Origin of the sequence: Hymenobacter sp. 15J16-1T3B, assembly GCF_020711235.1 — a bacterium.
In the GTDB taxonomy this organism is placed as follows: domain Bacteria; phylum Bacteroidota; class Bacteroidia; order Cytophagales; family Hymenobacteraceae; genus Solirubrum.
In genome coordinates this window covers 275460-295774 of the sequence record NZ_JAJFAV010000002.1, presented here as the reverse complement: position 1 = coordinate 295774, position 20315 = coordinate 275460, and the positions used below count along the sequence as shown (strand labels likewise).

18 protein-coding genes are annotated in these 20315 nt (G+C 66.8%); 13 read left to right on the top strand and 5 right to left on the bottom strand.

What is annotated here, in order from left to right; translation table 11 throughout:
- Window positions 1-15 precede the first annotated feature (15 nt).
- Complete coding sequence (locus tag LJ737_RS04575; protein ID WP_227763320.1) at window positions 16-1464, top strand: GH1 family beta-glucosidase; 1449 nt, start codon at window positions 16-18, stop codon at window positions 1462-1464.
- Window positions 1465-1737: 273 nt separating this feature from the next.
- A complete protein-coding gene (locus tag LJ737_RS04570; RefSeq protein ID WP_227763319.1) occupies window positions 1738-1932 on the top strand; it encodes a hypothetical protein in 195 nt (64 codons plus the stop codon).
- A gap of 16 nt (window positions 1933-1948) precedes the next feature.
- Here the strand turns inward: LJ737_RS04570 and LJ737_RS04565 are convergent, their stop codons facing one another.
- The 3 genes from LJ737_RS04565 to LJ737_RS04555 all read right to left on the bottom strand — a co-directional run bounded on the left by LJ737_RS04565 (window position 1949) and on the right by LJ737_RS04555 (window position 6572).
- Window positions 1949-2707: a LytR/AlgR family response regulator transcription factor gene (locus tag LJ737_RS04565; protein WP_227763318.1), complete on the bottom strand. Its 759-nt coding sequence runs from the start codon at window positions 2705-2707 to the stop codon at window positions 1949-1951.
- On the bottom strand, window positions 2704-3822 hold the full coding sequence (locus LJ737_RS04560) for a sensor histidine kinase (protein WP_227763317.1): 1119 nt from the start codon (window positions 3820-3822) through the stop codon (window positions 2704-2706). Before LJ737_RS04560 ends, LJ737_RS04565 begins: the two co-directional genes overlap by 4 nt.
- Before the next feature lie 152 nt (window positions 3823-3974).
- The gene (locus LJ737_RS04555) at window positions 3975-6572 is read right to left on the bottom strand and encodes a TonB-dependent receptor (RefSeq protein ID WP_227763315.1); all 2598 of its coding nucleotides are present in this window, start codon (window positions 6570-6572) and stop codon (window positions 3975-3977) included.
- Between the two features lie 458 nt (window positions 6573-7030).
- On the opposite strand from LJ737_RS04555, the gene LJ737_RS04550 reads away from it, so the two are divergent.
- From LJ737_RS04550 to LJ737_RS04520, 7 genes are all read left to right on the top strand, one after another.
- The gene (locus LJ737_RS04550) at window positions 7031-7420 is read left to right on the top strand and encodes a hypothetical protein (RefSeq protein WP_227763313.1); all 390 of its coding nucleotides are present in this window, start codon (window positions 7031-7033) and stop codon (window positions 7418-7420) included.
- A gap of 591 nt (window positions 7421-8011) precedes the next feature.
- Window positions 8012-8419, top strand: a complete 408-nt coding sequence (locus LJ737_RS04545; protein WP_227763311.1) for a cupin domain-containing protein — start codon at window positions 8012-8014, stop codon at window positions 8417-8419.
- A 145-nt stretch (window positions 8420-8564) separates the two neighbouring features.
- Window positions 8565-9137 carry a sugar O-acetyltransferase gene (locus tag LJ737_RS04540; protein WP_227763310.1) on the top strand — a complete coding sequence of 191 codons (573 nt, stop codon included), beginning with the start codon at window positions 8565-8567 and terminating at the stop codon, window positions 9135-9137.
- Window positions 9138-9177: 40 nt separating this feature from the next.
- Window positions 9178-9651 carry a cupin domain-containing protein gene (locus LJ737_RS04535; RefSeq protein WP_227763308.1) on the top strand — a complete coding sequence of 158 codons (474 nt, stop codon included), beginning with the start codon at window positions 9178-9180 and terminating at the stop codon, window positions 9649-9651.
- A gap of 121 nt (window positions 9652-9772) precedes the next feature.
- Complete coding sequence (locus LJ737_RS04530) at window positions 9773-10663, top strand: helix-turn-helix domain-containing protein (RefSeq protein WP_227763307.1); 891 nt, start codon at window positions 9773-9775, stop codon at window positions 10661-10663.
- A gap of 7 nt (window positions 10664-10670) precedes the next feature.
- Window positions 10671-11372: a dihydrofolate reductase family protein gene (locus LJ737_RS04525; protein ID WP_227763306.1), complete on the top strand. Its 702-nt coding sequence runs from the start codon at window positions 10671-10673 to the stop codon at window positions 11370-11372.
- 137 nt (window positions 11373-11509) lie between these two features.
- Window positions 11510-12550: an NAD(P)-dependent alcohol dehydrogenase gene (locus LJ737_RS04520; protein WP_227763305.1), complete on the top strand. Its 1041-nt coding sequence runs from the start codon at window positions 11510-11512 to the stop codon at window positions 12548-12550.
- Between the two features lie 113 nt (window positions 12551-12663).
- On the opposite strand, the gene LJ737_RS04515 is transcribed toward LJ737_RS04520, so the two are convergent.
- Window positions 12664-13071 (bottom strand): hypothetical protein, encoded by a 408-nt coding sequence (locus LJ737_RS04515; RefSeq protein WP_227763304.1) that lies wholly within the window; start codon window positions 13069-13071, stop codon window positions 12664-12666.
- Window positions 13072-13363: 292 nt separating this feature from the next.
- Between LJ737_RS04515 and nhaA the strand changes: the two genes are divergently transcribed.
- The 4 genes from nhaA (at window position 13364) to LJ737_RS04495 (ending at window position 17455) form a co-directional block, all read left to right on the top strand.
- Window positions 13364-14671, top strand: coding sequence for a Na+/H+ antiporter NhaA (gene nhaA / locus LJ737_RS04510; protein WP_227763303.1), 1308 nt, complete (start codon window positions 13364-13366; stop codon window positions 14669-14671).
- A gap of 260 nt (window positions 14672-14931) precedes the next feature.
- The gene (locus LJ737_RS04505) at window positions 14932-15879 is read left to right on the top strand and encodes a VOC family protein (protein ID WP_227763302.1); all 948 of its coding nucleotides are present in this window, start codon (window positions 14932-14934) and stop codon (window positions 15877-15879) included.
- Window positions 15880-15938: 59 nt separating this feature from the next.
- On the top strand, window positions 15939-16625 hold the full coding sequence (locus LJ737_RS04500; RefSeq protein WP_227763300.1) for an alpha/beta hydrolase: 687 nt from the start codon (window positions 15939-15941) through the stop codon (window positions 16623-16625).
- A 170-nt stretch (window positions 16626-16795) separates the two neighbouring features.
- The gene (locus LJ737_RS04495) at window positions 16796-17455 is read left to right on the top strand and encodes a YceI family protein (RefSeq protein WP_227763298.1); all 660 of its coding nucleotides are present in this window, start codon (window positions 16796-16798) and stop codon (window positions 17453-17455) included.
- Between the two features lie 177 nt (window positions 17456-17632).
- Here the strand turns inward: LJ737_RS04495 and LJ737_RS04490 are convergent, their stop codons facing one another.
- On the bottom strand, window positions 17633-20116 hold the full coding sequence (locus tag LJ737_RS04490) for a TonB-dependent receptor (RefSeq protein ID WP_227763296.1): 2484 nt from the start codon (window positions 20114-20116) through the stop codon (window positions 17633-17635).
- Window positions 20117-20315 lie beyond the last annotated feature (199 nt).

The window sequence follows — 20315 nt, the reverse complement described above, 5'->3', positions numbered from 1 at the left end:
CTCGTTTACCTCGGCATGTCCGATTACCTCGCGCCGGTCCTGCCGCCCGCCTTCTTTCCGCCGACCACGCCCGCCGCGTACACGCGCGCTGATTTCGGCCCCGACTTTCGCTGGGGCGTGTCGACGGCGGCCTACCAGATCGAAGGCTCGGGCAACTGCGACGGCAAGGGACCGAGCATCTGGGACGACTTTGTGCGGCGGCCGGGCAAGATCAAGCGCGGGGAGCACGGCCACGAGGCCTGCGACTTTTACCGCCGCTGGCCCCAGGACCTGGAGTTGCTCAGCCAGCTGCACGTGCCGAACTACCGCTTTTCGGTGGCCTGGAGCCGGGTGCTGCCGCAGGGCACCGGCGCGGTGAACCCCGCCGGCCTTGATTACTACGAGCGGCTGGTCGACGGCTGCCTGGCGCGCGGCATCACGCCCTGGCTCACGCTCTACCACTGGGATTTGCCGCTGGCCCTGCAGCAGCGCGGCGGCTGGCCGAACCGGGACGTGGTGGGCTGGTTCACGGATTACGCCGAGCTGGTGGCGCGCCGCCTCGGCGACCGGGTGCGGCACTGGATGGTGCTCAACGAGCCGATGGTGTTTGTGGGCGCGGGGCATTTGCTGGGCATCCATGCCCCGGGCAAACGCGGGCTGGGCGCCTTTCTGGCCGCCACCCACCACGCCGCTTTGGCCCAGGCCGCGGGCGGCCGGGCCCTGCGCGCCGCCCTGCCCGCCGCGGCACAAATCGGCACCACGTTTTCCTGCTCCTACGTCACGCCCGCGCGGCCCGGCCTCGGGCGCGACGAGCGCGCCACCCGCCGCGCCGACGCCCTGCTCAACCGCCTGTTCGTGGAGCCCGCGCTGGGCCTGGGCTACCCCGTCGACGCGCTGCCGTTTCTGGGCTGGCTCGACCGCTACGTGCGCCCCGGCGACGAGGCCCGCCTGCCCTTCGCCTTCGACTTTTTGGGCGTGCAGAACTACACCCGCGAGGTGGTGCGCCACTCGCCCTTCGTGCCGCTGGTGTGGGCCATGCTGGTGGGCGCCGCCCGCCGCCGCGTGCCGCACACCACCATGGGCTGGGAAGTATACCCCGAAAGCCTGTACCACATGCTGCGGCAGTTCAGCGCCTATCCGAACGCGCCGCGCCTCATCGTAACGGAAAACGGCGCGGCTTTCCCCGACGAGGCGCCCACCCCCGACGGCCGCGTGCCCGACCCGGCCCGGCAGGCTTACTTGCAGGCCTGCATCGGGCAGGTGCTGCGGGCCCGGCGCGAGGGCGTGCCGGTGGACGGCTACTTCGCTTGGTCGTTTACCGACAACTTCGAGTGGGCCGAGGGCTACGCCCCGCGCTTCGGGCTGGTGCACGTGGACTACGCCACCCAGCGGCGCACGGTGAAGGATTCGGGCCGCTGGTACCGCGACTTGCTCGCCGGCGCGGCCCCGGGCAGCGGGCTTCCCGAATCTGTACCCGGGGCCTAACCTTGCGGCAACGGGCCAACAACCGCTTTGGCGTCAGCTTTCAACCCGCGTAACCGCCCGTGCGCCCCACCCTATTTGTGCCCGCTTCCGCTGCCACTTGCGCCCGGGCCTCGCGGCCGCTACGGCCCGCGTTGCGTGTAGTCCGCGGCCTCAGGCACGCTGGCAACGCAGTAGCCTTGCGGGGTCAGCTCCAATCCGCTTGCCCCGAGGCGCTTGCAAAGCTTAACATAGCCGGCGGGCCATGTTACCGAATTGTTACGGTAGCTTTGGCCCATGCCTACTGCCTCTTCCCCGCCCGAGTTGCCCCGGTGGGTGTCGGCGCTGTTCGACAAAATTTTGCTGGTAGCCGTGGTGGCCGTGGTGCTCTTCGGGCTCGGTACCTGCCTGCTCCACATCTGGGTTAGCGCCGTGCATCCGCCCCACGCCGATCCGCAGCACGCCGACTTGTCGCGCCTGACGCAGGAGTGAGCCGCCGGCGCCTCGCCTAGCGGCCCAGCCAGTCCTTGAACTCGGTGGCCCGGTCGACGCTGACGAGCACCGGCTGCCGGGCGGCGGGCTGCAAGATCAGCTCCAGGCGCCCGGCCGAGTGGTGGTGAATGGTGTCGATGGCACTAATGCCGACGAGGTATTGCCGGTTCACCCGGAAGAACTGCTGCGGGTTGAGCACCTGCCCCAGCTTGTCGAGGCTGTAGTCAACCACCAGGCGCTGGCCCGGCCGCGTGACGAGAAAGGTGGCCCCGTCTTCGAAGCAGAAGTAGGCCACCTCGCTGGTGTCGACGCTGCGCAGGCGCGGGCCCACCGACACCAAAAACCGCTCTTTGTAGCCCGGCGCGGGCGCGGGGCTCACCAGGCGCAGCAGCGCGGGCAAATCGGCCGGGGTGAAGTGCTGGCGCAGGCGCTGGTACTTCGTCAGGGCGGCCACCAGCTCGTCGTAGTTGATGGGCTTGAGCAGGTAGTCGATGCTGTTCACCTTGAAGGCCTGAATCATGTACTCGTCGTAGGCCGTGGTGAAGACGATGGGCGAGCTGACCTGCACCTGCTCGAAAATGCGGAAGCCCAAGTCGTCTTCGAGGTGAATGTCGAGGAAGATGAGGTCGGGCGCGGGGTGCTGGCGCAGCCACTGCACGGCCGCGGCCACCGAGGGCAGGCGCTCCAGCACCTCGATGGCGGGGTCGTACTTGCGCAGCTGGCCCTCCAGGCGGCGGGCCGTCAGGTTTTCGTCTTCGATGATCAGGACTCTCATGCGGGCAGCAGGGGGATGCGGACGGTAAACTCGCGGTTGCTCACGGCCACCGAGACGAGGCGCGCGGTGAGCAGCCGGTAGCGGTTGTGAATGTTGTCGAGCCCCACGCCGGTACCGGGGTAGCTGGCCGGGCGGCGCTGCAGGGTGTTGCGCACCACCAGGGTGTCGCCGTCCAGCCCAATGCGCACCAGCAGCGGCTCCTGCTGCGACATGGTGTTGTGCTTCACCGCGTTTTCCACCAGCAGCTGCAGGGTCAGCGGGGCAATCTGGTAGGCGTGCCGCGCCGCCTCGGGCACGTCGACGTGCACGTCGAACTTGTCCTCGAAGCGAATCTTGAGCAGGAAGGTGTAGGCCCGGATGAAGTCCAGCTCGGTGCCCAGCGCCACCAGGTCGTGCTCCCGCTGCTCCAGGGTGTAGCGGTAGGCCCGCGAGAGTTGGTCGATGAACTGCTCCGAGAGGTCGGCGTCGACGTGCACCAGCGAGGAGAGGATGCTCAGGCTGTTGAAGAGGAAGTGCGGGTTCACCTGGCTTTTGAGGGCGGCGAAGCGGGCCTGCAGGTTCTCGTTTTCGAGCTGCTCGGTGCGCAAGTGGAAGGCCCGTACCCGCAGCAGGGCCCGGCTGTTGGCCACCAAGTAAAACGCCGAGAGCATCAACATCAGGAAGAAGCCGTCGTTGGCGCGGCGGTGCAGGGCCATGTGCTCGGGCGTGAGGCCCGGCGGCCGGCTGGAGCGCAGCCCCGGCAGCAGGTGAAAAAAGGTGCGAATCAGCGTGCTGTACACCAGAATGAAGCCGGCGGCCAGCACCATCGACACCAGCAGGGTGGCCAGCTGGGCCGGCAGCTTCAGCTCCAGCAGAAAGTCCTCGCCAAACCAGCCGAACAGCCGCTGCTGAATCCACTCCACCAGGTTCAGCCAGATGAAGTAAAAGCCGAGCATCACCACCACTTGCGTCAGCAGCAGCGGCACCGAATGCAGCAGCCCGTCCCAGTTGCGGTGCCACTCGGGGAAGTTCAGGTAGGTGTGAATCGGGAAGTAGATTATCACCAAGCTGAGCGCCAGCTTCCATTTCTGGCGGGCGCTCAGGTGGTAAGAAGCCGGGGCGGGCGCTGCGGTCATCGAACAGGGAAACTTCCGAACGTCATGCCGAGCGCAGTCGAGGCATCTCGCTAGATAGCAACCTGCTCGTGGCGTTTACTACCTGCCGTCAGCCCGCGAGATGTCTCGACAAGCTCGACATGACGTTCTTTTTCAATCCGTTATTGAGCAGATTACGGCCGGCCGCCGCCTTGCTGCTGCGTCGAGGTGTCGGTGCCTTCGCCGCCGCTCTTCAGGTCGTCGTTATTCACCGACTTCTTGCGGCGCTGCGTGGGGGCGGTGGTTAGCTTGCCGATGCGGTAGCTGAAGTTGACGCGGAAGCCGAGCATCTGCATGGTGTTGACGCTGTTCTGCGTGACCAGCGGCGACACCACCTCGCTGCGGATTTTGTAGGTCGGGGTCAGGAAGTTATCCACGCCGAAGCCCAGGCTACCCTTTTTGTCCCACAGGTCGCGCTTCAGGCCCAGGCTGTACACGCCGAAGCCGCTCTGGTAGCCCTGCAGCTGCACCTGCCGGCCGCGGTAGAAGCCGAAGAACTGCAGGCCCCACTTCGGGGTGAAGTTGTAGCTGCCGAACAGGCGGCCGCTGAGCACCCAGCCCTCGTTCTTGGCGTTGTAGAGCACGTCCGACACGTTGTTGCGCAGCACGGCGTAGTAAAGGTCCGGCCCGCCGCTCAGGCTGAGCTTGCCGGCCAGGTTCACGTTGGCAAACACGTTCATGCCGTAGGCGCTTTCGTTGCCGATGTTGGCGTACGAAGTGCGGATGGTGTCGCCGCCGAGCGGGGTACGCACCGCCTGAATGGAGCCGGTGGTGTTGCGCACAAACCCGCTGAAGCTAAGCGTGGTGCCCTTCAGGAAGGTGCTGTACGACAGCTCGTAGCTGTTGGTGTATTCGGGGCGCAGCAGCGGGTTGCCCTGGGTCACGTTCAGCGGGTTCGAGGCTTGGATGTTGGGGTTCAGGAACTGCAGCGAGGGGCGCTGAATGCGACGGTTGTAGGCCGCCTTGATCATGTCGCCGTTGGCCAGCTTGCGCGAGAGGTTCACGCTGGGCACCAGCACGCCGTACGAGGGCAGCTTCACGGTTTGCCCGGTCTGGAAATCCGCGTCGATGGTGGTCTGTTCGTAGCGGGCCCCGGCCTTCAGCGAGTAGCTCTTCAGGAAGCTCAGCGTGTAGGAGAGGTAGCCGGCGGCCACGTTCTGGTTGTAGTTGAACACGTTGGTGAGCGAGGAGCCGGGCAAGGACCGGAACTCCCCGGTGGCGCCGTCGGCCAGCAGGTAGGTGTACTCGCTGCGCACCTGCCGCATGATATCCTTGGCGCCCAGCTCCAGCAGCTGGCTTTTGCCCAGCGGCACCTGGTAGTCGGCCTGCACCGTGACTTCCTGGTTGTAGCTGTCGTTCTGGTTTTTCAGGCGCTGCGTCACCTCGTCGGTGTTGTAGAGCGTGTTGGAGAAGTCGTTGGTGGCGTTGGTGCGGCTGTAGAGCGTGAGCAGGCTGAACTCGTGCTGGGGCTTGGTGAACAGGTGGGTGTAGTTCAGGCTCAGATCCAGGTTGTTGGTGCGGTCGGTGCTCGTCACGTCGCGCACCGACATGTTCACCAGCGGGCCGTCGGTGCTGTTGCCGGCGTAGGTGCGCGTAATCAGGGCGTCCTGGTAGTTCTGCCCGTTGCGCACGCCCAGCTGCACGCCCAGCGAGAGGGCGTTGCGCTTGTTGATGTCGTAGTCCCAGCCGAAGTTCACGCGGCCGCCCAGGTTCCGGCGGCGGGTGTCGGCCTGCTGGGTGGTCAGGCGCTGGGTGCCGTCGGTGGGGCTGGTGGTCAGCTGGGTGTTTTCGTAGGAGCCAGGCGTGTTGTAGCCGGTGCGCATGCCGCCGCCCAAGGTGAAGCCCATCTTGCCGGTGCGGTAGCCCGCGTTCAGGCCCAGGTCGGCGCTGCGGTAGCCCACGCTGGTGCGCATGTCCAGCGTCTTGCCCTGCAGGTTGTCCTTCTTGGTGATGATGTTGATGATGCCGCCCGAGCCCTCGGCGTCGTACTTGGCCGACGGCGAGGTAATGACCTCCACCGACTTGATCTGGTCGGCCGGAATCTGCTTGAGCGCGTCGGCCACGTTGCTGGCGGCAATGGTCGAGGGCTTGTTGTTGATGAGCACCTTGATGTTGGAGGAGCCGCGCAAGGACACGTTGCCGTCCAAATCCACCGAGAGCAGGGGCACGCGCTTGAGCACGTCGGTGGCGTCGCCGCCGCGGGTGGTTTCGTCCTTTTCGGCGTTGTAGATGGTGCGGTCCACCTTTTCTTCCACCAAGGAGCGTTGGCCCTGCACCACCACTTCGCCCAGCTGCTGGGTGGCCGAGGCCAGCGTGATGGTGCCCAGGTTCACCGTTTCGCCCGCGTCGGTAAAGCTCACGCCGGGCTTCTCCAGGTTTTTGTAGCCGATGAAGCTGACCTGCACGGTGTAGGTGCCGGCCGCCACGCCTCCGATGCTGAACTTGCCCTTGTCGTCGGCCACGGTCCCGTCGATGGGCTTACCGGCGGCATTCAGCAGCGCCACCGTGGCGAAGGGCACCGGCTGCTTGCTGGCCGCGTCGAGCACCGTGCCGGTGAGCTTGCCGCTGCCCTGCACCACCGGGCTCGGCAGGGCGGGCCGGCCTTCGCCGCCGGCGGGCGCACCGGCCGGGCGCTGGCCGCCGGGACGGGCTCCTTCGGGGCGGGGTTGGTCCTGGGCGCTGGCGAGCAGGGGCGTGCTGAGTAGGGCTAGGCAGACGAGCTGACGTTTCATAACGATGGGGTCCGGGCAGTGGCCGGTAGTGCCACAAAGGTACCGCCGCCGCCGCCCAGGGTTCGGGCCGATGTGGTTGAATGCCGGATTTCGCTCGTTGAATCCCCGATAACGGCCGCGGAGCCGGCAGCCTCCTTAGGCCAAACCGGCCCGCTTCGGCGCCCTGGGGCCACCAACCGGCCTCGGCCCGTTGCTTTTTCCATCCGCGCCCGCTCGTTGTGCCCCGGCCGCGTCCACGGCCAGCCGTCCGCCGACGAAGCGCGCGTTTGCATCGACCAATCAGCCCCTGCCGGCCCTGCCGGCCCGCGGGCGGCGCTTGTCGGACCCGAACCGGGCCTAGTCGGCAAAAAGCCCTGCGCAGTCTATTGCCGGCGGTAAGTGGCGGAAGGTCAGTGCAATTTCGAAGCAGAACGGTGCCCCGTCCGGCGGCCGTTGCCCACCCGCTTCCGCGTTTCGCCATGACCTTCGCCGCCTGCTTCCGCCTCTTGCTCGTCTCCGTTTTGCTGGCCGCTGCCTGCCCGGCCCGCGCCCAGCTTGCCGACCGCGAAGTGCCCGCCCCGCGCGTGCCCGTGGCCGACATGCCCGTCAACCTCTCGCCCTTGGCGGCCCTCGACTGCGCCCCCGCCCAGCTCCTGCGGGCCTTGGTGACCGAGCTGCGCCTGCAGCCCCATCAGGCCCTGGCCCTGCGCCACTCCCTGCTCGCCACGCCCGAGGGCGACGCCGAAGCCGCCGTGCCCGCTGCCGAAACCCTGCGCCTGCTGCTGAGCAACGCCCAGCTCGAGCAATTGCAGCAGCTCACCGCCACGCCGAGCGAGGTGCTGAGCACGTGGGTGGCGCTGTACCGCTAGCGCCACCAGGTACGGCTTGGGGCGTAGTGCCCCGGGTAGTCCCTACGCGCTCAACCCCGTGGCCGACTGCAAGACTACTGTAGCCCGCACCGCTTCGCGGTGAAATAGCGGCTTGCCGCCCGCCTCTGCCCCGCCCAAAGTCCGCTCCTCCTCCCACGGCCGCCGGCTACCGGTTGTCCGGAACTGCTCTGCCTTCCAAGCGCAGCACCCGCCCTTTGGCAGCCGGTTGGACTTCGGATGAACAAGCTGCGCTTTGGGCGGCCACCGGCCGCTGCCCCATTGGCGCAGCCTGCTCATCAACTTCCAAGCCGCGCCCGGGCAGGATTTTGACCATTCTGCTAGCCCGCACAACGTCAACCGCCGCTAGGCCTCCGCCGGACTGCTGCCGGCCGGGCTAGCGGCGGGTTCTTTGATTTTTATACACAATCCATTGGTTTCCATACTGCCCCTGCTAGCTGGCTTGTTGAATTTTGCATTGTCGCGCCGGCCAACGGTGCTTGGCCGGGCACCTGTCGCCGGCCATCCGCCCCGGGCCAACGCCTAATCCGCCTGCGGGTGCGCTTACATCTCCGGCGCGCCGTACCATCCCCTATGAGCACTTCCAACACTCCTAACGCCCCGGCCGGCACCACGCAGGGCCCGGCGGAAAACTTCGTCGGCACGGCCTGGGTGACCATGCGGGCCGGCGCCAATCCCACCGACTGCACCGTCGGCGACGTGACCTTTGAGCCGGGCGCGCGTAACAACTGGCACTCCCACCCGGCCGGGCAGATTCTGGTGGTGACGGCGGGACGGGGCTACTACCAGGAAAAGGGCCGGCCGGCCCAGCTGCTACGCGCCGGCGATGCGGTAAGCATTGCGCCGGGCGTGGTGCATTGGCACGGCGCCGCTCCCGACAGTCTGTTCACGCACCTGGCCATCAACCCCAACGTCGGCCGGGGCGTGGCCGAATGGCTGCAGCCCGTCACGGACGAAGAATACCGGGCGGCGCAAGGTTAACGCAGCCGCGCCGAAGCGCCGTCTAGTCAGTTGAGTACCAGCCAGCCTGAGCAGCCGACGGCCCAGCCGGCAACCGGGCCTTGCGCGGCGCCCGCATTGGCCGGGGCCGTGCCTAGCGACGCCGGCGCACCACGCACACTTCCTTATGATACCACCAACCCGAACCATTTTTGAGCGGGAACTGGCCGGCGAGGTTATTTCCCTCGACGACCCGGACTATCCGCAGATCTACGCCGTCATCCGCAAGGCTATCCGCCTCACGTCGGAGCTGAACGCCATGCCGGTAGACGACAACGCGCAGGTCAACCGCGTGTTCAGCGAGCTAATCAACCGGCCCGTCGACGAGACGTTCTTTCTGATTCCGCCCTTCTACACCGACTTTGGCCACAACATTCACATTGGCAAGAATGTCTTTGTGAACCACGCCTGCACCTTTATGGACCGCGGCGGCATCACCCTGGAAGACAACGTGTTGATCGGGCCAAAGGTAAACCTTATCACCACCAACCACCCCACCGAACCGGGGCAGCGGCGCAGCACCTATTCCAAGCCCATCGTGGTGCGGCAGGGCGCGTGGCTGGGGGCCAACGCAACGGTTATGCCCGGCGTGACCATCGGCGAAAACGCCATTGTGGGGGCCGGCGCGGTGGTGACCAAAGACGTACCCGCGGGCTGCATCGTGGCGGGCGTGCCGGCGCGGGTGGTCAAGCACCTGTAAGCCGCTGCAGCTACCCGTTTCACCCTTGCCACTGCTTGCCATGACGCGCCTTGCCCTAACCACTCTTCTGGCCCTGAGCCTCGGCCTGCCCAACACCGCCCAGACCATTCCGCCAGCCGCCCCGGGGCCCGTTTTCCCACGGGGCGAGCGGGCGCCGGCTCCGTATTTCACCGGCGAGGTGTACGTCTACCCGCTGGTGCAAGACGACCCGGCTTTTCAGTGCGTGAGCAGCAGCGTGACCTTCCGGCCGGGCGCGCGCTCCAACTGGCACGTCCACCCGGCCGGGCAGCTGCTGCTGGTCACCGAGGGCGTGGGCTACTACCAGGAAAAAGGCCAGCCCATCCGGCTGCTGCGCCGCGGCGAGGTCGTGCAGGCCCTGCCCGGCGTGGAGCACTGGCACGGCGCCTCGCCCACGCAGGCCCTGACGCACATTGCCCTCAACGTCAACACCGAGAAGGGCATCGTCAACTGGGGCCGGCCGGTAACAACCCAAGAATATACCAGCTACCACTGACCGGCGCTGCGGCCGTGCGGCCCGCGCCCTTGCCCTGATGAGCGCAACAAAACCCCAACTCCCCGCGTCTGTTATCAGCTTGCAGCAACGGCGCCTGTTGGCCCAAGCGCTGAGCAATCCGATGCCCCACTCCCGCGCTTTTTCGCCGCCTGCTTCTGCCCCCGCCCCCGGCGACGTGGAAGTGCTGACCATGCAGGAGGCGCGGTGCGGCATGAGCAACTTCGACCGCCGCGACCTGTTCAAGGTGGTGCTGGTAGTGGAAGGCGCCAACGAGCTGCACTACACCACGCGCAGCTACGCCGTCGACCGGCCCGCGCTGGTGTTTACCAACCGGCTGATTCCCTACGCCTGGGAAGTGGTGGAGGGTTCCGGCGAGCAGCAGGGCCACCTGTGCTGCTTTTCCGAGTCGTTTCTGCACTCGGCCATGCGCGGCGTGAGCCTCAAAGACACCGTGCTCTACAAGGTGGAGGGCAACCCCGTCTACTTCCTCGACGCGGAGCAGCTGCGCTACTTCACCGACGCTTTCACCCGCATGCGCCGGGATTTGCAGTCGGATTACGCCCACAAGGATGATTTGCTGCGCAACCAGCTGTCCATCATCATCCACGAGGCCGCCCGCCTGCAGCCGGCCACGGCCCAGCACGCGCCCGTCAACGCGGCCGAGCGCATCACCGCGCTGTTTCTGAACCTGCTGGAAGTGCAGTTCCCGGTCACGGCCCAGCTGCGGGAACCGGTGCTGAAATCGGCCTCCGACTACGCCGAGCGCATGGCCATTCACGTGAACCACCTGAACGCTATGGTGAAGGAAGTGACCGGCAAGCCCACCACCGCCCACATCAACGAGCGGCTGGTAACCGAAGCCAAGCTGCTGCTGGCCCACACCGCCTGGTCGGTGGGCGAAATTGCCTACAGCCTGGGCTTCGAGTACCCCACCTACTTCAACCACTTCTTCAAGAAGCACACGGCCCTGACGCCGCTGGCCTTCCGCCGTGCGGTTGCGGTGGCCGTATAGAGCGGCTATGACCAGACCCCACGTAATCTGCCACATGATGTCCTCCGTCGACGGAAAGATTCTTTCCGCCAACTGGCAGGACCAACAACTCACCGACACCTTCGCCGGGTATTTCGAGAAGTACCACGAAACCTTCACCAGCCAGGCCTGGATGTGCGGGCGCGTCACCATGGAGCGCGACTTCTCGGGCGGCACGCAGCCCGCGCCGCAGACGCCCCCGCAGCCCATTGCGCGGGAGCCGTACGTGGGCAACAAAGCCGCCACCTCGTTTGCCATTGCCGTCGACGCCCACGGCAAGCTGGGCTGGGACACCAACGAGACGGGTGGCGACCATATCATCGAAGTGCTGACGGAGCAGGTCAGCGACGAGTACCTCTACTACCTGCAGCAAAAGGGCATTTCGTACCTGTTCGCGGGCAAGACCGAGCTTGACTTCGGCGCGGCGCTAGAGCAGCTGGCCGCGCTGTTTCCCATTCAGACGCTGATGCTGGAAGGCGGCGGACACCTGAACGGCTCCCTGCTCAACGCGGGCCTGATCGACGAGCTGAGCCTGCTGCTGCTGCCCATTGCCGACGGCACGCCCATGTCGCCGACCACCTTCGAAGTCAGCGACTACCTGCACAAAGGCCCCGCCACCCGCCTGCACCTCACGCAGGTGCAGCAGCTCGACAACGACGTGGTGTGGCTGAAGTACCGCTTCGAGCACTAGCCGGCGCGGCCGCGCGGCGTAATCCGGGCCGCGCGGCAACGCATACCCATTTTCACTGAAAGCAGTATTGACGCCGCCGGGGCCAGCACTAGCTTTGAAGCACGCAATTCGCGTTTTACCCCTAGCGTTTTTTCTTCATGATTCAGACCAAAGGCTACGCAGCCCCCAGCCCGTCCTCCGACCTCGCTCCCTGGACCTTCGAGCGCCGCGACGTGGGCCCGCACGACGTGCAAATTGACATCCTGTTCTGCGGCGTGTGCCACAGCGACCTGCACCAGATCCGCAACGAGTGGTTTCCCGGCATTTTCCCAATGGTGCCCGGCCACGAAATCGTCGGCCGCATCAGCCAGGTGGGCGACCATGTGCGCAAGTTTCAGGTGGGCCAGCTGGCCGGCGTGGGCTGCATGGTCGACTCCTGCCAGGTGTGCGAAAACTGCCGCGCCGGCGAGGAGCAATACTGCGTGGAAGGCAATACCCAGACTTACAACAACCTCGGCCGCGACGGGCAGCCGACCTACGGCGGCTACTCCACCACCATCGTGGTGCGCGAGGAGTTCGTGGTGAGCGTGCCCGAAAACCTCGACCTGGCCGCGGTGGCGCCGCTGCTCTGCGCCGGCATCACCACCTATTCCCCGCTGAAGTACTGGCAGGTGGGCCAGGGCCACAAGCTGGCCGTGGTGGGCCTGGGCGGCCTGGGCCACATGGGCGTGAAGTGGGGCGTGGCTTTCGGCGCCGACGTGACCGTGCTGAGCACCTCGCCCTCGAAAGAAGCCGACGCCAAGGCGCTGGGCGCCCACCACTTCGTCGTCACCACGGACGAGGAGCAGCTCAAGGCCGTGCAGGGCTCGTTCGACTTCATCCTCGACACCGTGGCCGCCGACCACGACCTGCCCATGTACCTGTCGCTGCTCAAGACCAACGGCACGCACATTCTGGTCGGGGCGCCGCCCAAGCCGCTGGAAGTGCCCGCCTTTGCGCTGATTCCGGGCCGCAAGAGCGTGGCCGGCTCCACCATCGGCGGCATTGCCGAGACGCAGGAAATGCTCGACTTCGCCGCCGAGCACAACATCGTGTCCGATATCGAGCTGATCAACATTCAGGACATCAGCCAGGCCTACGAACGCATGGTGAAAGGCGACGTGCGCTACCGCTTCGTCATCGACACGGCCAGCCTGTAAGCCGGTACGAGCCCCGAATCGTCCGCCCGCCGCGCAAGTTTGGCGCACGGCGGGCGGACGATTTTTAGGTATCGAGCTGGGCGCAAGCCGGCAGCCCGGGGCCGCCGCGGGCGTTAGGCCGCGTGAAACCAGGCCGCGGCCTGCTCCGGGTCGTCGAATAGGGCAACGGTCAGGTACCGCCGCAGATCCTGCACCACCGGTTCGGTGTGCAGCCGACGGGCGGGGTCCGGCGCGGGCAGCGCCGCGTAGTGGGTGGCGCGGGTCCGGGCCACGGTATCGGGCAGCCACTGCGTCAGCAGCCACTGCCGATCTGCCGGCTCGGGGGCCGCGGGCATGGCGCGGTGGTCCACCAGCAGACGGCGCAGGCCTTTGCGCTCCAGCACGTTGCGGGCGTGAACGTAGAGCGCCCGCAGCTCCGGGCTGGTCAACGGCTGGCCCGACCACCGCAGGCGCACGTAGTCACCGGGCACAAAGTCGATGGACCCCGCGGCGTTGGAAAAATAATGACGGGTGTCGGACATTCAGTAAGCGCGGGTGAGCGAACAAAGTAACACAACGATTCGGGCACCCGGTCCCGCTCGGTCATGGGGATAGAATTGGCAGAGGGCTCAACGAGCACCAAGTTGGTCCTATACAATTATTTACACCCGGCATTAATGCCCGAGCCCGCATTTGGCGGGCTCGGGCATTGGTGTTTTTCAGACCTGTTGAAGCAGATCCGCCCATACGTACGTATTACCGACCTTCGCAGTTGGGCGGGGCCGCGGCTGGGCAGCACGTGCGCCGGCGGCACCCGTCCGAACGCGTTTTGCTATGGCTGTTGCCCCCCTAATCAAGCCGCTGGTGCGGCCGTTTGCCGAGTTTTTCCGCCGCGAGGCCGCCGGCAGCATTGTGCTGCTCTTCAGCGCCGCCTTGGCCCTGCTGCTAGCCAATACCAGTTGGGGCCCGGCCCGGTACTTTCCCGCCATCTGGGACGAGCACCTGCAACTAAGCGTGGGCCGTCTGGTGCTCAACAAGAGCCTGCTGCACTGGATCAACGACGGGCTGATGACCGTCTTTTTCCTCATCGTGGGCTTGGAAATCAAGCGCGAGGTACTCGACGGCGAGCTGGCATCCGTGCGGCAAGCGACCCTGCCCATTGCCGGGGCCTTGGGCGGCATGCTAGTGCCGGCGCTGGTGTATGCGCTGTTCAACCACGGCACGCCCACGGCTGGGGGCTGGGGCATTCCCATGGCCACCGACATTGCGTTTGCGTTGGCCGTGCTGCAATTGCTCGGCTCGCGCGTGCCGCTGGGCCTGAAGGTATTTCTCACGGCGTTGGCCATCGTCGACGACCTGGGCGCGGTGCTCGTCATTGCCGGGTTTTACACCAGCGACTTGCACGTGTCGTACCTGCTGCTGGCCGGGGGCATTTGGGCGGCGCTGCTGGGCCTGAACCTGCTGGGCGGGCGCAGCCTGTGGCTGTACTTGCTGCTGGGCCTCGGGCTGTGGTACGCCATGCTTGAATCGGGCGTGCACGCCACGCTGGCCGGGGTGCTGTTGGCCGTAGCCATTCCGGCGCGCATCGGCCACGGCCGCCCGGCGCTGCTGCGCCTGCTCGACGAGCGGCTCCGGTTTCTCAGCCTCGAAGCCCACGCCCGCGACGCCGACCCGCGCACCATCAGCGAGGAGTTGGAAGAGCTGTCGGAGCGCATCAGTTCGCCGGCCCAGAAGCTGGAGCAGCGTCTGCACTCGGTGGTGGCCTTCGGCATCATTCCGCTCTTCGCCTTCGCCAACACCAGCCTGACGCTCGACGCGTCGTTGGTGCGGCAGCTGACCTCGCCGCTGGGCCTGGGCATCTTGGCGGGGCTGGTCGTGGGCAAGCCCCTGGGCATCGGGCTGCTGAGCTGGCTGACGGTGCGCCTGGGCTGGACGGCCCTGCCCGCCGGCGTGACCTGGCGGCAGCTGTGGGGGGCCGGGGTGCTGGGCGGCATTGGTTTCACCATGTCGCTGTTTGTGACCCTGCTGGCCTTCGGCGTGCACTCGCCCAGCGAAGCCGTGGCCAAGCTGGCCATCCTACTGGCCTCGGCGCTGGCCGGAACGCTGGGCTACCTGCTGCTGCGCACGGCGCCGCATAGGTAGCCTCCCCGGCCGCCCAGCCCTTTCGCAGCTCGGCACAGCGCGCCTACCAGCGCTGGAGTCACGGGGCAATAGAGGGCAAATGGACATGCGTCGGGGCAAGTGGCAAGTGAGCGGAGCGCAACGGGTGCGTCGGCGGGTGACCCAACCCGTTGATTTCTTATCCTATGGTAAGGAGCGACGACACGTGGCGGGTGGATCTTTGCATCGTTCTTTCCCAGTGAAGGCGCTGCCCGTCAGCGCCGTTTGCCGTAGAGCCCACTATGACGACGACCCCGCTTCCGTATTTGTCGCTGCCGGCCGAACGCATCGGCATTCACCCGGCCGTGGAGCTGCCCGCGGGCATCCGCCTGGGCGTGGTGCACCTGGCCGTGGCCAGCCTCGACCGCTCGCTCGACTTTTACCAGCGCGTGCTCGGGTTTCACCTGCTGCGCCGCACCCTGGCCACCGATACCGGGCCCGCCGTGGCCGAGTTGGGCGTAGCGGGGAGGCCCGAAGTATTGGTGGCCCTGCACGAGCAGCCGGGCGCCCGCCCAGTGCCGCGCCGGGGCCGCCTGGGCATCTATCATTTCGCCGTCCTGCTGCCCTCCCGCGCCGACCTGGGCCGTTTCGTGCGGCACGTGCGGGCGCAGGGCGTGCACCTGGGCGCCTCCGACCATCTTTACAGCGAAGCCACTTACCTGGTCGACCCGGACGGCTTCACCGTGGAAGTGTACCGCGACCGGCCCCGGGCCGAGTGGCGGGTGTCGCCGGAGGGCGAAGTGCAGTCGGCCCTCGACCCGCTCGATGAGCACGGCGTGCTGCAAGCCGCCGGCGACACCGCGTGGCAGGGCCTGCCGGCCGGCACCACCATTGGCCACCTGCACTTCTACACCGGCAGCTTGGAGCAGGCCGCGGCGTTTTACCACCGGGCACTGGGCCTAGACCTCATGACCTGGCGCTTGCCCGGCGCGCTGTTCGTCGCGGCCGGGGGCTACCACCATCACCTGGGCCTGAACGTGTGGGCCGCCGACTCGCCCGCCGCCACTGCCGCCGATGCCCGCCTGCTGCGCTGGGAACTGCTGCTGCCCGATGCCGCCACCCGCGACGCGGCGGCCGCCCGCCTGGCCGAAGCCGGCTACCCCGCCACGCCCACGCCCGAAGGCCCGCTGATTGCCGACCCGTGGGGCATCCGCCTGCTGCTGCGCACCGAGACTACCCTGCAGTCGTGAAGCACCGCCGAAGCCGTTGCTGGCTGGCGTTTCTCTTCTCCTGCTTGCTTACTCCTGCCATGCCCGTTGCCAACCCGCCGCTGCCCCCGCTGCTCACCGATTTGCCCCTTCCGTACCGCCTCGTCACCCCCGCGCAGGCGCCTGGTGCCCACTGCTTGGTGCTGCTGTTGCACGGCGTGGGCGGCAACGAGCTGAACCTGCTGCCGGTGGGCGCGCAACTGGCCGATGCCCGCACGCTGGTGCTGTCGGTGCGGGCGCCGCTGGTGTTCGGCCCGGCCGGTTTCGGCTTCTACCAAGTTGATTTTTCGACGGGCCAGCCCGTTTACGACCAGGCGCAGCAGCAGCGCGGCCAGGAGCTGCTGCTCCGCTTTATCGGCGAGGCCACGGCCCGCTACGGCGTTCCGGCCGGGCAGGTGTACCTACTCGGCTTCAGCCAGGGCGCCATCATGGCCTACGACGTGGCCCTGAGGCACCCCGGGCAAGTGCGGGGCGTGCTGGCCTTCAGCGGCCGCCTGCTCGAAGAGTCGCGGCAACACCACGCGCCGGCCGCCGAGGTGCAGCGGGTGCAGTTCTTCCTCAGCCACGGCCGCCACGACAACACGCTGCCCGCTTTCTACGCCGACCAGGCCGCCGCTTTTCTGCGGACGCTCGGCGTCGCGCCGCACTACGAAGCCTTTGAGGGCGGCCACGAAATCAGCGGAGCCGGTCTGGCTGCTGCCCGGCAGTGGCTGGGCCAGCAGCCGTAGCCGCTACTTCCCCTTCCTGCTGCCCCAGTTCCATTACCAAGTGGACGTAGGAATTTTCATTTGCATGAAACTATGTATGTACATTAAATGTATATACACATGAAAGCAACAAACGCACGCTTTCCTCCTTCTTCGACACTTCAACTGCGCAAGCACTTCGTTCAGAAATCATGAAAAAGCTCCTCTTCCCCCTGCTGTTCGCTGCCACGGTCCTCTCGGCTCCCGCGCAAGCTGCCAGCGGCCCGGCCACCGGCAAACCCGTCGCGACCAAAGCCGCCGTGGAAACCTACAAGGTGCAGCCGCAGCTGAGCACCCTGGGCTGGGTGGGCAAGAAAGTCGGTGGCCAGCACAACGGCACCATCGCGCTGCAAAGCGGCTCGGTGCAGGTGAAAGGCAACCAGTTGGTGGGCGGCACTTTCGTGGCCGACATGGCCTCGATCAAAAATACGGACCTCACCGACGCCGACTACAACGCCAAGCTGGTGGGCCACCTCAAGTCCGACGACTTCTTCGGCGTCGACAAGTACTCGACGGCCACCTTCGTCATCACCAGCATCAAGCCGCTAAAGGGCGACGCCGCCGGCAACAACGCCACGGTGACGGGCAACCTGACCATCAAAGGCAAGACCAACCCGCTGAGCTTCCCGGCCAAAGTGGGCGTGAAAAACGGCGTGGCGTCGGCCTCGGGCGTGGCCACCATCGACCGCAGCAAGTACGACGTGAAGTACGGCTCGACCCTGTTCGGCGCCGCCGCCGACAAGGCCATCGACGACAACTTCGCCCTGAGCTTCAACGTCATTGCCAAAGCAAACGGCGTTGCAGCTCGCTAAGCAACTGCTTCCCCCCCAAAAAACGCAATGGCACCTTCCTCTCCCGGAAGGTGCCATTGCGTTTTTTGGGGGGGGGGAAGCGGCGGGCAGCGTTTCCCACCCGGGCATTACCGTTGGAAAACGCGGCGGCCCTTGCTTGCGCCAAGGGCCGCCGGTCGGGTGGGGAAGCCCGGCGAATTACTGTTGCTGCTTGATGCGGTCGAGCTCGTCGAGGGCGCGGGCCGGTTTGCGAGCTTCCGGGGCTTGCCCGCTGCGGAAGCGGTAGCGCAGGGTCAGGCGCAGGCTTTGGGTGCCGGTGTACTGGTCAAAGGCGTTGACGTTGCCGCTGAGGGTAGCGGTGGCGCGCAGCCGGCGGGTGCGCAGCAAGTCGGTGGCGCTCAGGCTCAGGTCGAGTTGGTCGTGGCAGAAGCTGCGCTTCAGGCCGGCGTCGAGCCACCAGTTGGCTTGCAGGCGGTACAGGCCGTAGGCCATGGGCCCCTGGTAGCCGGCGTTGAGCTCCAGCCGCAGCTGCCGGGGCAGCAGCACGGTGTGCGCCGACTGGGCCCGCAGCAGCAGCTGGGCGTTGTGCAGCGCCTGGCCCTGCAATGCGGTGGCGAAGCGCTGATAGGCCACGGTGGCGTTGTTGGTCATCTGCCAGCGGGCCGACACGCGCACCGGGGCCAGCAGCGTGGCGCTCAGGCTGCGGAAACTTTGCACGTTTTGCTGCTGAAACACGGTGGTGCGGTCGGCGGCGCGCTGCTCGGGCACCTCGGCGATGAACCCGGTAGTGCTGGCATAGCCCAGCGTGAGGCGGTACTGCTGCTTCCAGCTCTGGGTGAATTCCAACGAGTTGGTGTACTGCGGCTTCAGCCCCGGGTTGCCCTGCACCCAGGTGTAGGGGTCGAGGTAGAGGATAAACGGGTTCAGGCTTTCGTAGCCGGGCCGGTCGAGGCGGCGGCTGAAGCTGTAGCCCAGCTGGTAGTCGGCGCTGACGTGCTGCTGCACCGTCACGCTCGGAAACAGGCCCAGGTAGCGGCGACTAAAACTCTGCGCCAGCGTCAGCGAGTGGCCGTCGGCCTGGGTTTGCTCGGCCCGAAGCCCGGCCTGCACCTGCCACTGCTCCCCGAAGTGGGTGGCCAGGCTGGCGTAGGCCGCGTACACGTTTTCGCGGTAGATGAAGTGGTTGCTGCGGCGCGAATCAAGCAGGGCGGCGTCGTTTTCCACCGCGTAGAAGCGCACCTCGTTGTCCGACTGCACGCGGCTGGCCTTGGCGCCAGCTTCCAGGGTGGTGGCGCGGCTCAGCGGCTTGCTCAGGTCCACGCGGGCGGCGTAGATGTCGTAGCCGGTGGGGTTCTGGCTGCGCAGCTCGGTGCTGAAGTCGCCCCGGTCGCGGCCCAGACTGTCGTAGGCGTTGCGGAAGGTGGAATTCTGGGTGCTGCGCAGGCGGGCGTAGTCGAGGTCGGCGCTGAGCGTGGTGCCGGCCGAGTCGAGGCGGCCGGCGTAGTGCAAGTTGGCGGTGGCGTTCTGGAAGCGGCCCCGGCCCTCGTTGCGGGCTAGCACCAACAGGTCGTCCTCGGCCCGGCCGTCCTGGAGCAGGGTGCTGGTGGCAAACCGGTCGGCGCTGCGGCGCTGAGTCAGGTTCAGGCTCAGCCCCAGGCTGTGGCGGGAGCTAAGGGCATAGTCGGTGCTCAAGCGCAGGGCGGGCACGTCGCGGGTGCCTTCCTCGCGGGCGTGTTGCGCCAGCGTGCTGGTGTTGGTTTCGCCCCGGAACTCGCGGTGCATCTCCATATCGCGAAAGCGTGTGCGGCGGGCCAGGTCCACGCCCGCGGCGGTGTTCCAGCGGCCGCGGCGGTAGCTCAGGTCGGCGCCGGCGCTGTAGCCCGCTAGCTGGTTGTACTGGTAGCCGGCGTAGGCGCTGCCGCTCAGGCCCGCCTGCGGATTTTTCTTCAGCGTGAGGTTAATCACCCCGGCCGAGCCTTGGGCGTCGTACTTGGCCGCGGCGCCCGCGCTGAGTTCCAGGTCGCGGATGTTGTCGGCGCTCATGGTTTGCAGCAGGTTCTGCAGCTCCTTGCCGGTGAGGTAGCTGCGCTTGCCGTCGATGAGCACCTGCACGCCGGCTTTGCCGTTGAGCTGCAGGTTGCCGTCGGCGTCCACGGCCACGCCGGGGGCGCGGGTGAGCACGTCGAGGGCGGTGCTGCCGCTGGCCAGGGCCGAGCCGGCCACGCTCACCACCAGCTTGTCGCCCTGCTGCACCACGGCCGGGCGCAGGGCCTGCACCTTCACTTCCTGCAGCAACTGGGCGTCGGCGGGCAGCAGCAGGCGGCCGAAGTCGAGGCGGAAGCCGGGGCCGTCGACGGCAAAGGCCGGCGTTTGCCGGGTGGCGTAGCCCAGCATACTGAGCTTCAGCACGTAGCTACCCGGGGCCGGCGTGGGCAGCTGAAAGGTACCGTCGGCGGCGGCAGCGGTGCCGGTGACGAGCGTGGCCGTGCCGGCTTCGAGCAGCACCACGTTGGCGAAGCTCACGGCTTGGCCCTGGGCGTCGTACACCGCGCCACTGAGGCCGGTAGTCGTTTGGGCAGCCACCTGAGCAGTGGCCGTTTGGGCGGCCGTGAATTGGGGCAGCAGGCCGAGGCTGCCGAGCAGCAGAGCTTGCGAGAAGAATCGGGTAGCGGACGTGTTCATGGTCGGGGTTTGGTTAAGGCGGGGAGCATCGTGGCAGCCGGCGTCAACCGACTGAGTGCTCAAAAGTGCCTTGCCCCGACAGCGGGCGAAATCAGAAAGCCATGAACGCGGAAACGAGGGTGGTGAACGAGGACTTGCGACCAATGAAAAAGCCGGCGCTTGGCCCTGGCGGCCCGTGCAAAGGGCCGCAGCCGGCCCT

Coding starts and splice junctions, on each gene's coding strand:
- LJ737_RS04570 (WP_227763319.1), top strand. CDS start 1,738: ATGCCTACTGCCTCTTCCCCGCCCGAGTTGCCCCGGTGGGTGTCGGCG.
- LJ737_RS04545 (WP_227763311.1), top strand. CDS start 8,012: ATGAGCACTTCCAACACTCCTAACGCCCCGGCCGGCACCACGCAGGGC.
- LJ737_RS04530 (WP_227763307.1), top strand. CDS start 9,773: ATGCCCCACTCCCGCGCTTTTTCGCCGCCTGCTTCTGCCCCCGCCCCC.
- nhaA (WP_227763303.1), top strand. CDS start 13,364: ATGGCTGTTGCCCCCCTAATCAAGCCGCTGGTGCGGCCGTTTGCCGAG.
- LJ737_RS04535 (WP_227763308.1), top strand. CDS start 9,178: ATGACGCGCCTTGCCCTAACCACTCTTCTGGCCCTGAGCCTCGGCCTG.
- LJ737_RS04540 (WP_227763310.1), top strand. CDS start 8,565: ATGATACCACCAACCCGAACCATTTTTGAGCGGGAACTGGCCGGCGAG.
- LJ737_RS04515 (WP_227763304.1), bottom strand. CDS start 13,071: ATGTCCGACACCCGTCATTATTTTTCCAACGCCGCGGGGTCCATCGAC.
- LJ737_RS04495 (WP_227763298.1), top strand. CDS start 16,796: ATGAAAAAGCTCCTCTTCCCCCTGCTGTTCGCTGCCACGGTCCTCTCG.
- LJ737_RS04550 (WP_227763313.1), top strand. CDS start 7,031: ATGACCTTCGCCGCCTGCTTCCGCCTCTTGCTCGTCTCCGTTTTGCTG.
- LJ737_RS04525 (WP_227763306.1), top strand. CDS start 10,671: ATGACCAGACCCCACGTAATCTGCCACATGATGTCCTCCGTCGACGGA.
- LJ737_RS04505 (WP_227763302.1), top strand. CDS start 14,932: ATGACGACGACCCCGCTTCCGTATTTGTCGCTGCCGGCCGAACGCATC.
- LJ737_RS04565 (WP_227763318.1), bottom strand. CDS start 2,707: ATGAGAGTCCTGATCATCGAAGACGAAAACCTGACGGCCCGCCGCCTG.
- LJ737_RS04575 (WP_227763320.1), top strand. CDS start 16: ATGTCCGATTACCTCGCGCCGGTCCTGCCGCCCGCCTTCTTTCCGCCG.
- LJ737_RS04500 (WP_227763300.1), top strand. CDS start 15,939: ATGCCCGTTGCCAACCCGCCGCTGCCCCCGCTGCTCACCGATTTGCCC.
- LJ737_RS04520 (WP_227763305.1), top strand. CDS start 11,510: ATGATTCAGACCAAAGGCTACGCAGCCCCCAGCCCGTCCTCCGACCTC.
- LJ737_RS04560 (WP_227763317.1), bottom strand. CDS start 3,822: ATGACCGCAGCGCCCGCCCCGGCTTCTTACCACCTGAGCGCCCGCCAG.
- LJ737_RS04490 (WP_227763296.1), bottom strand. CDS start 20,116: ATGAACACGTCCGCTACCCGATTCTTCTCGCAAGCTCTGCTGCTCGGC.
- LJ737_RS04555 (WP_227763315.1), bottom strand. CDS start 6,572: ATGAAACGTCAGCTCGTCTGCCTAGCCCTACTCAGCACGCCCCTGCTC.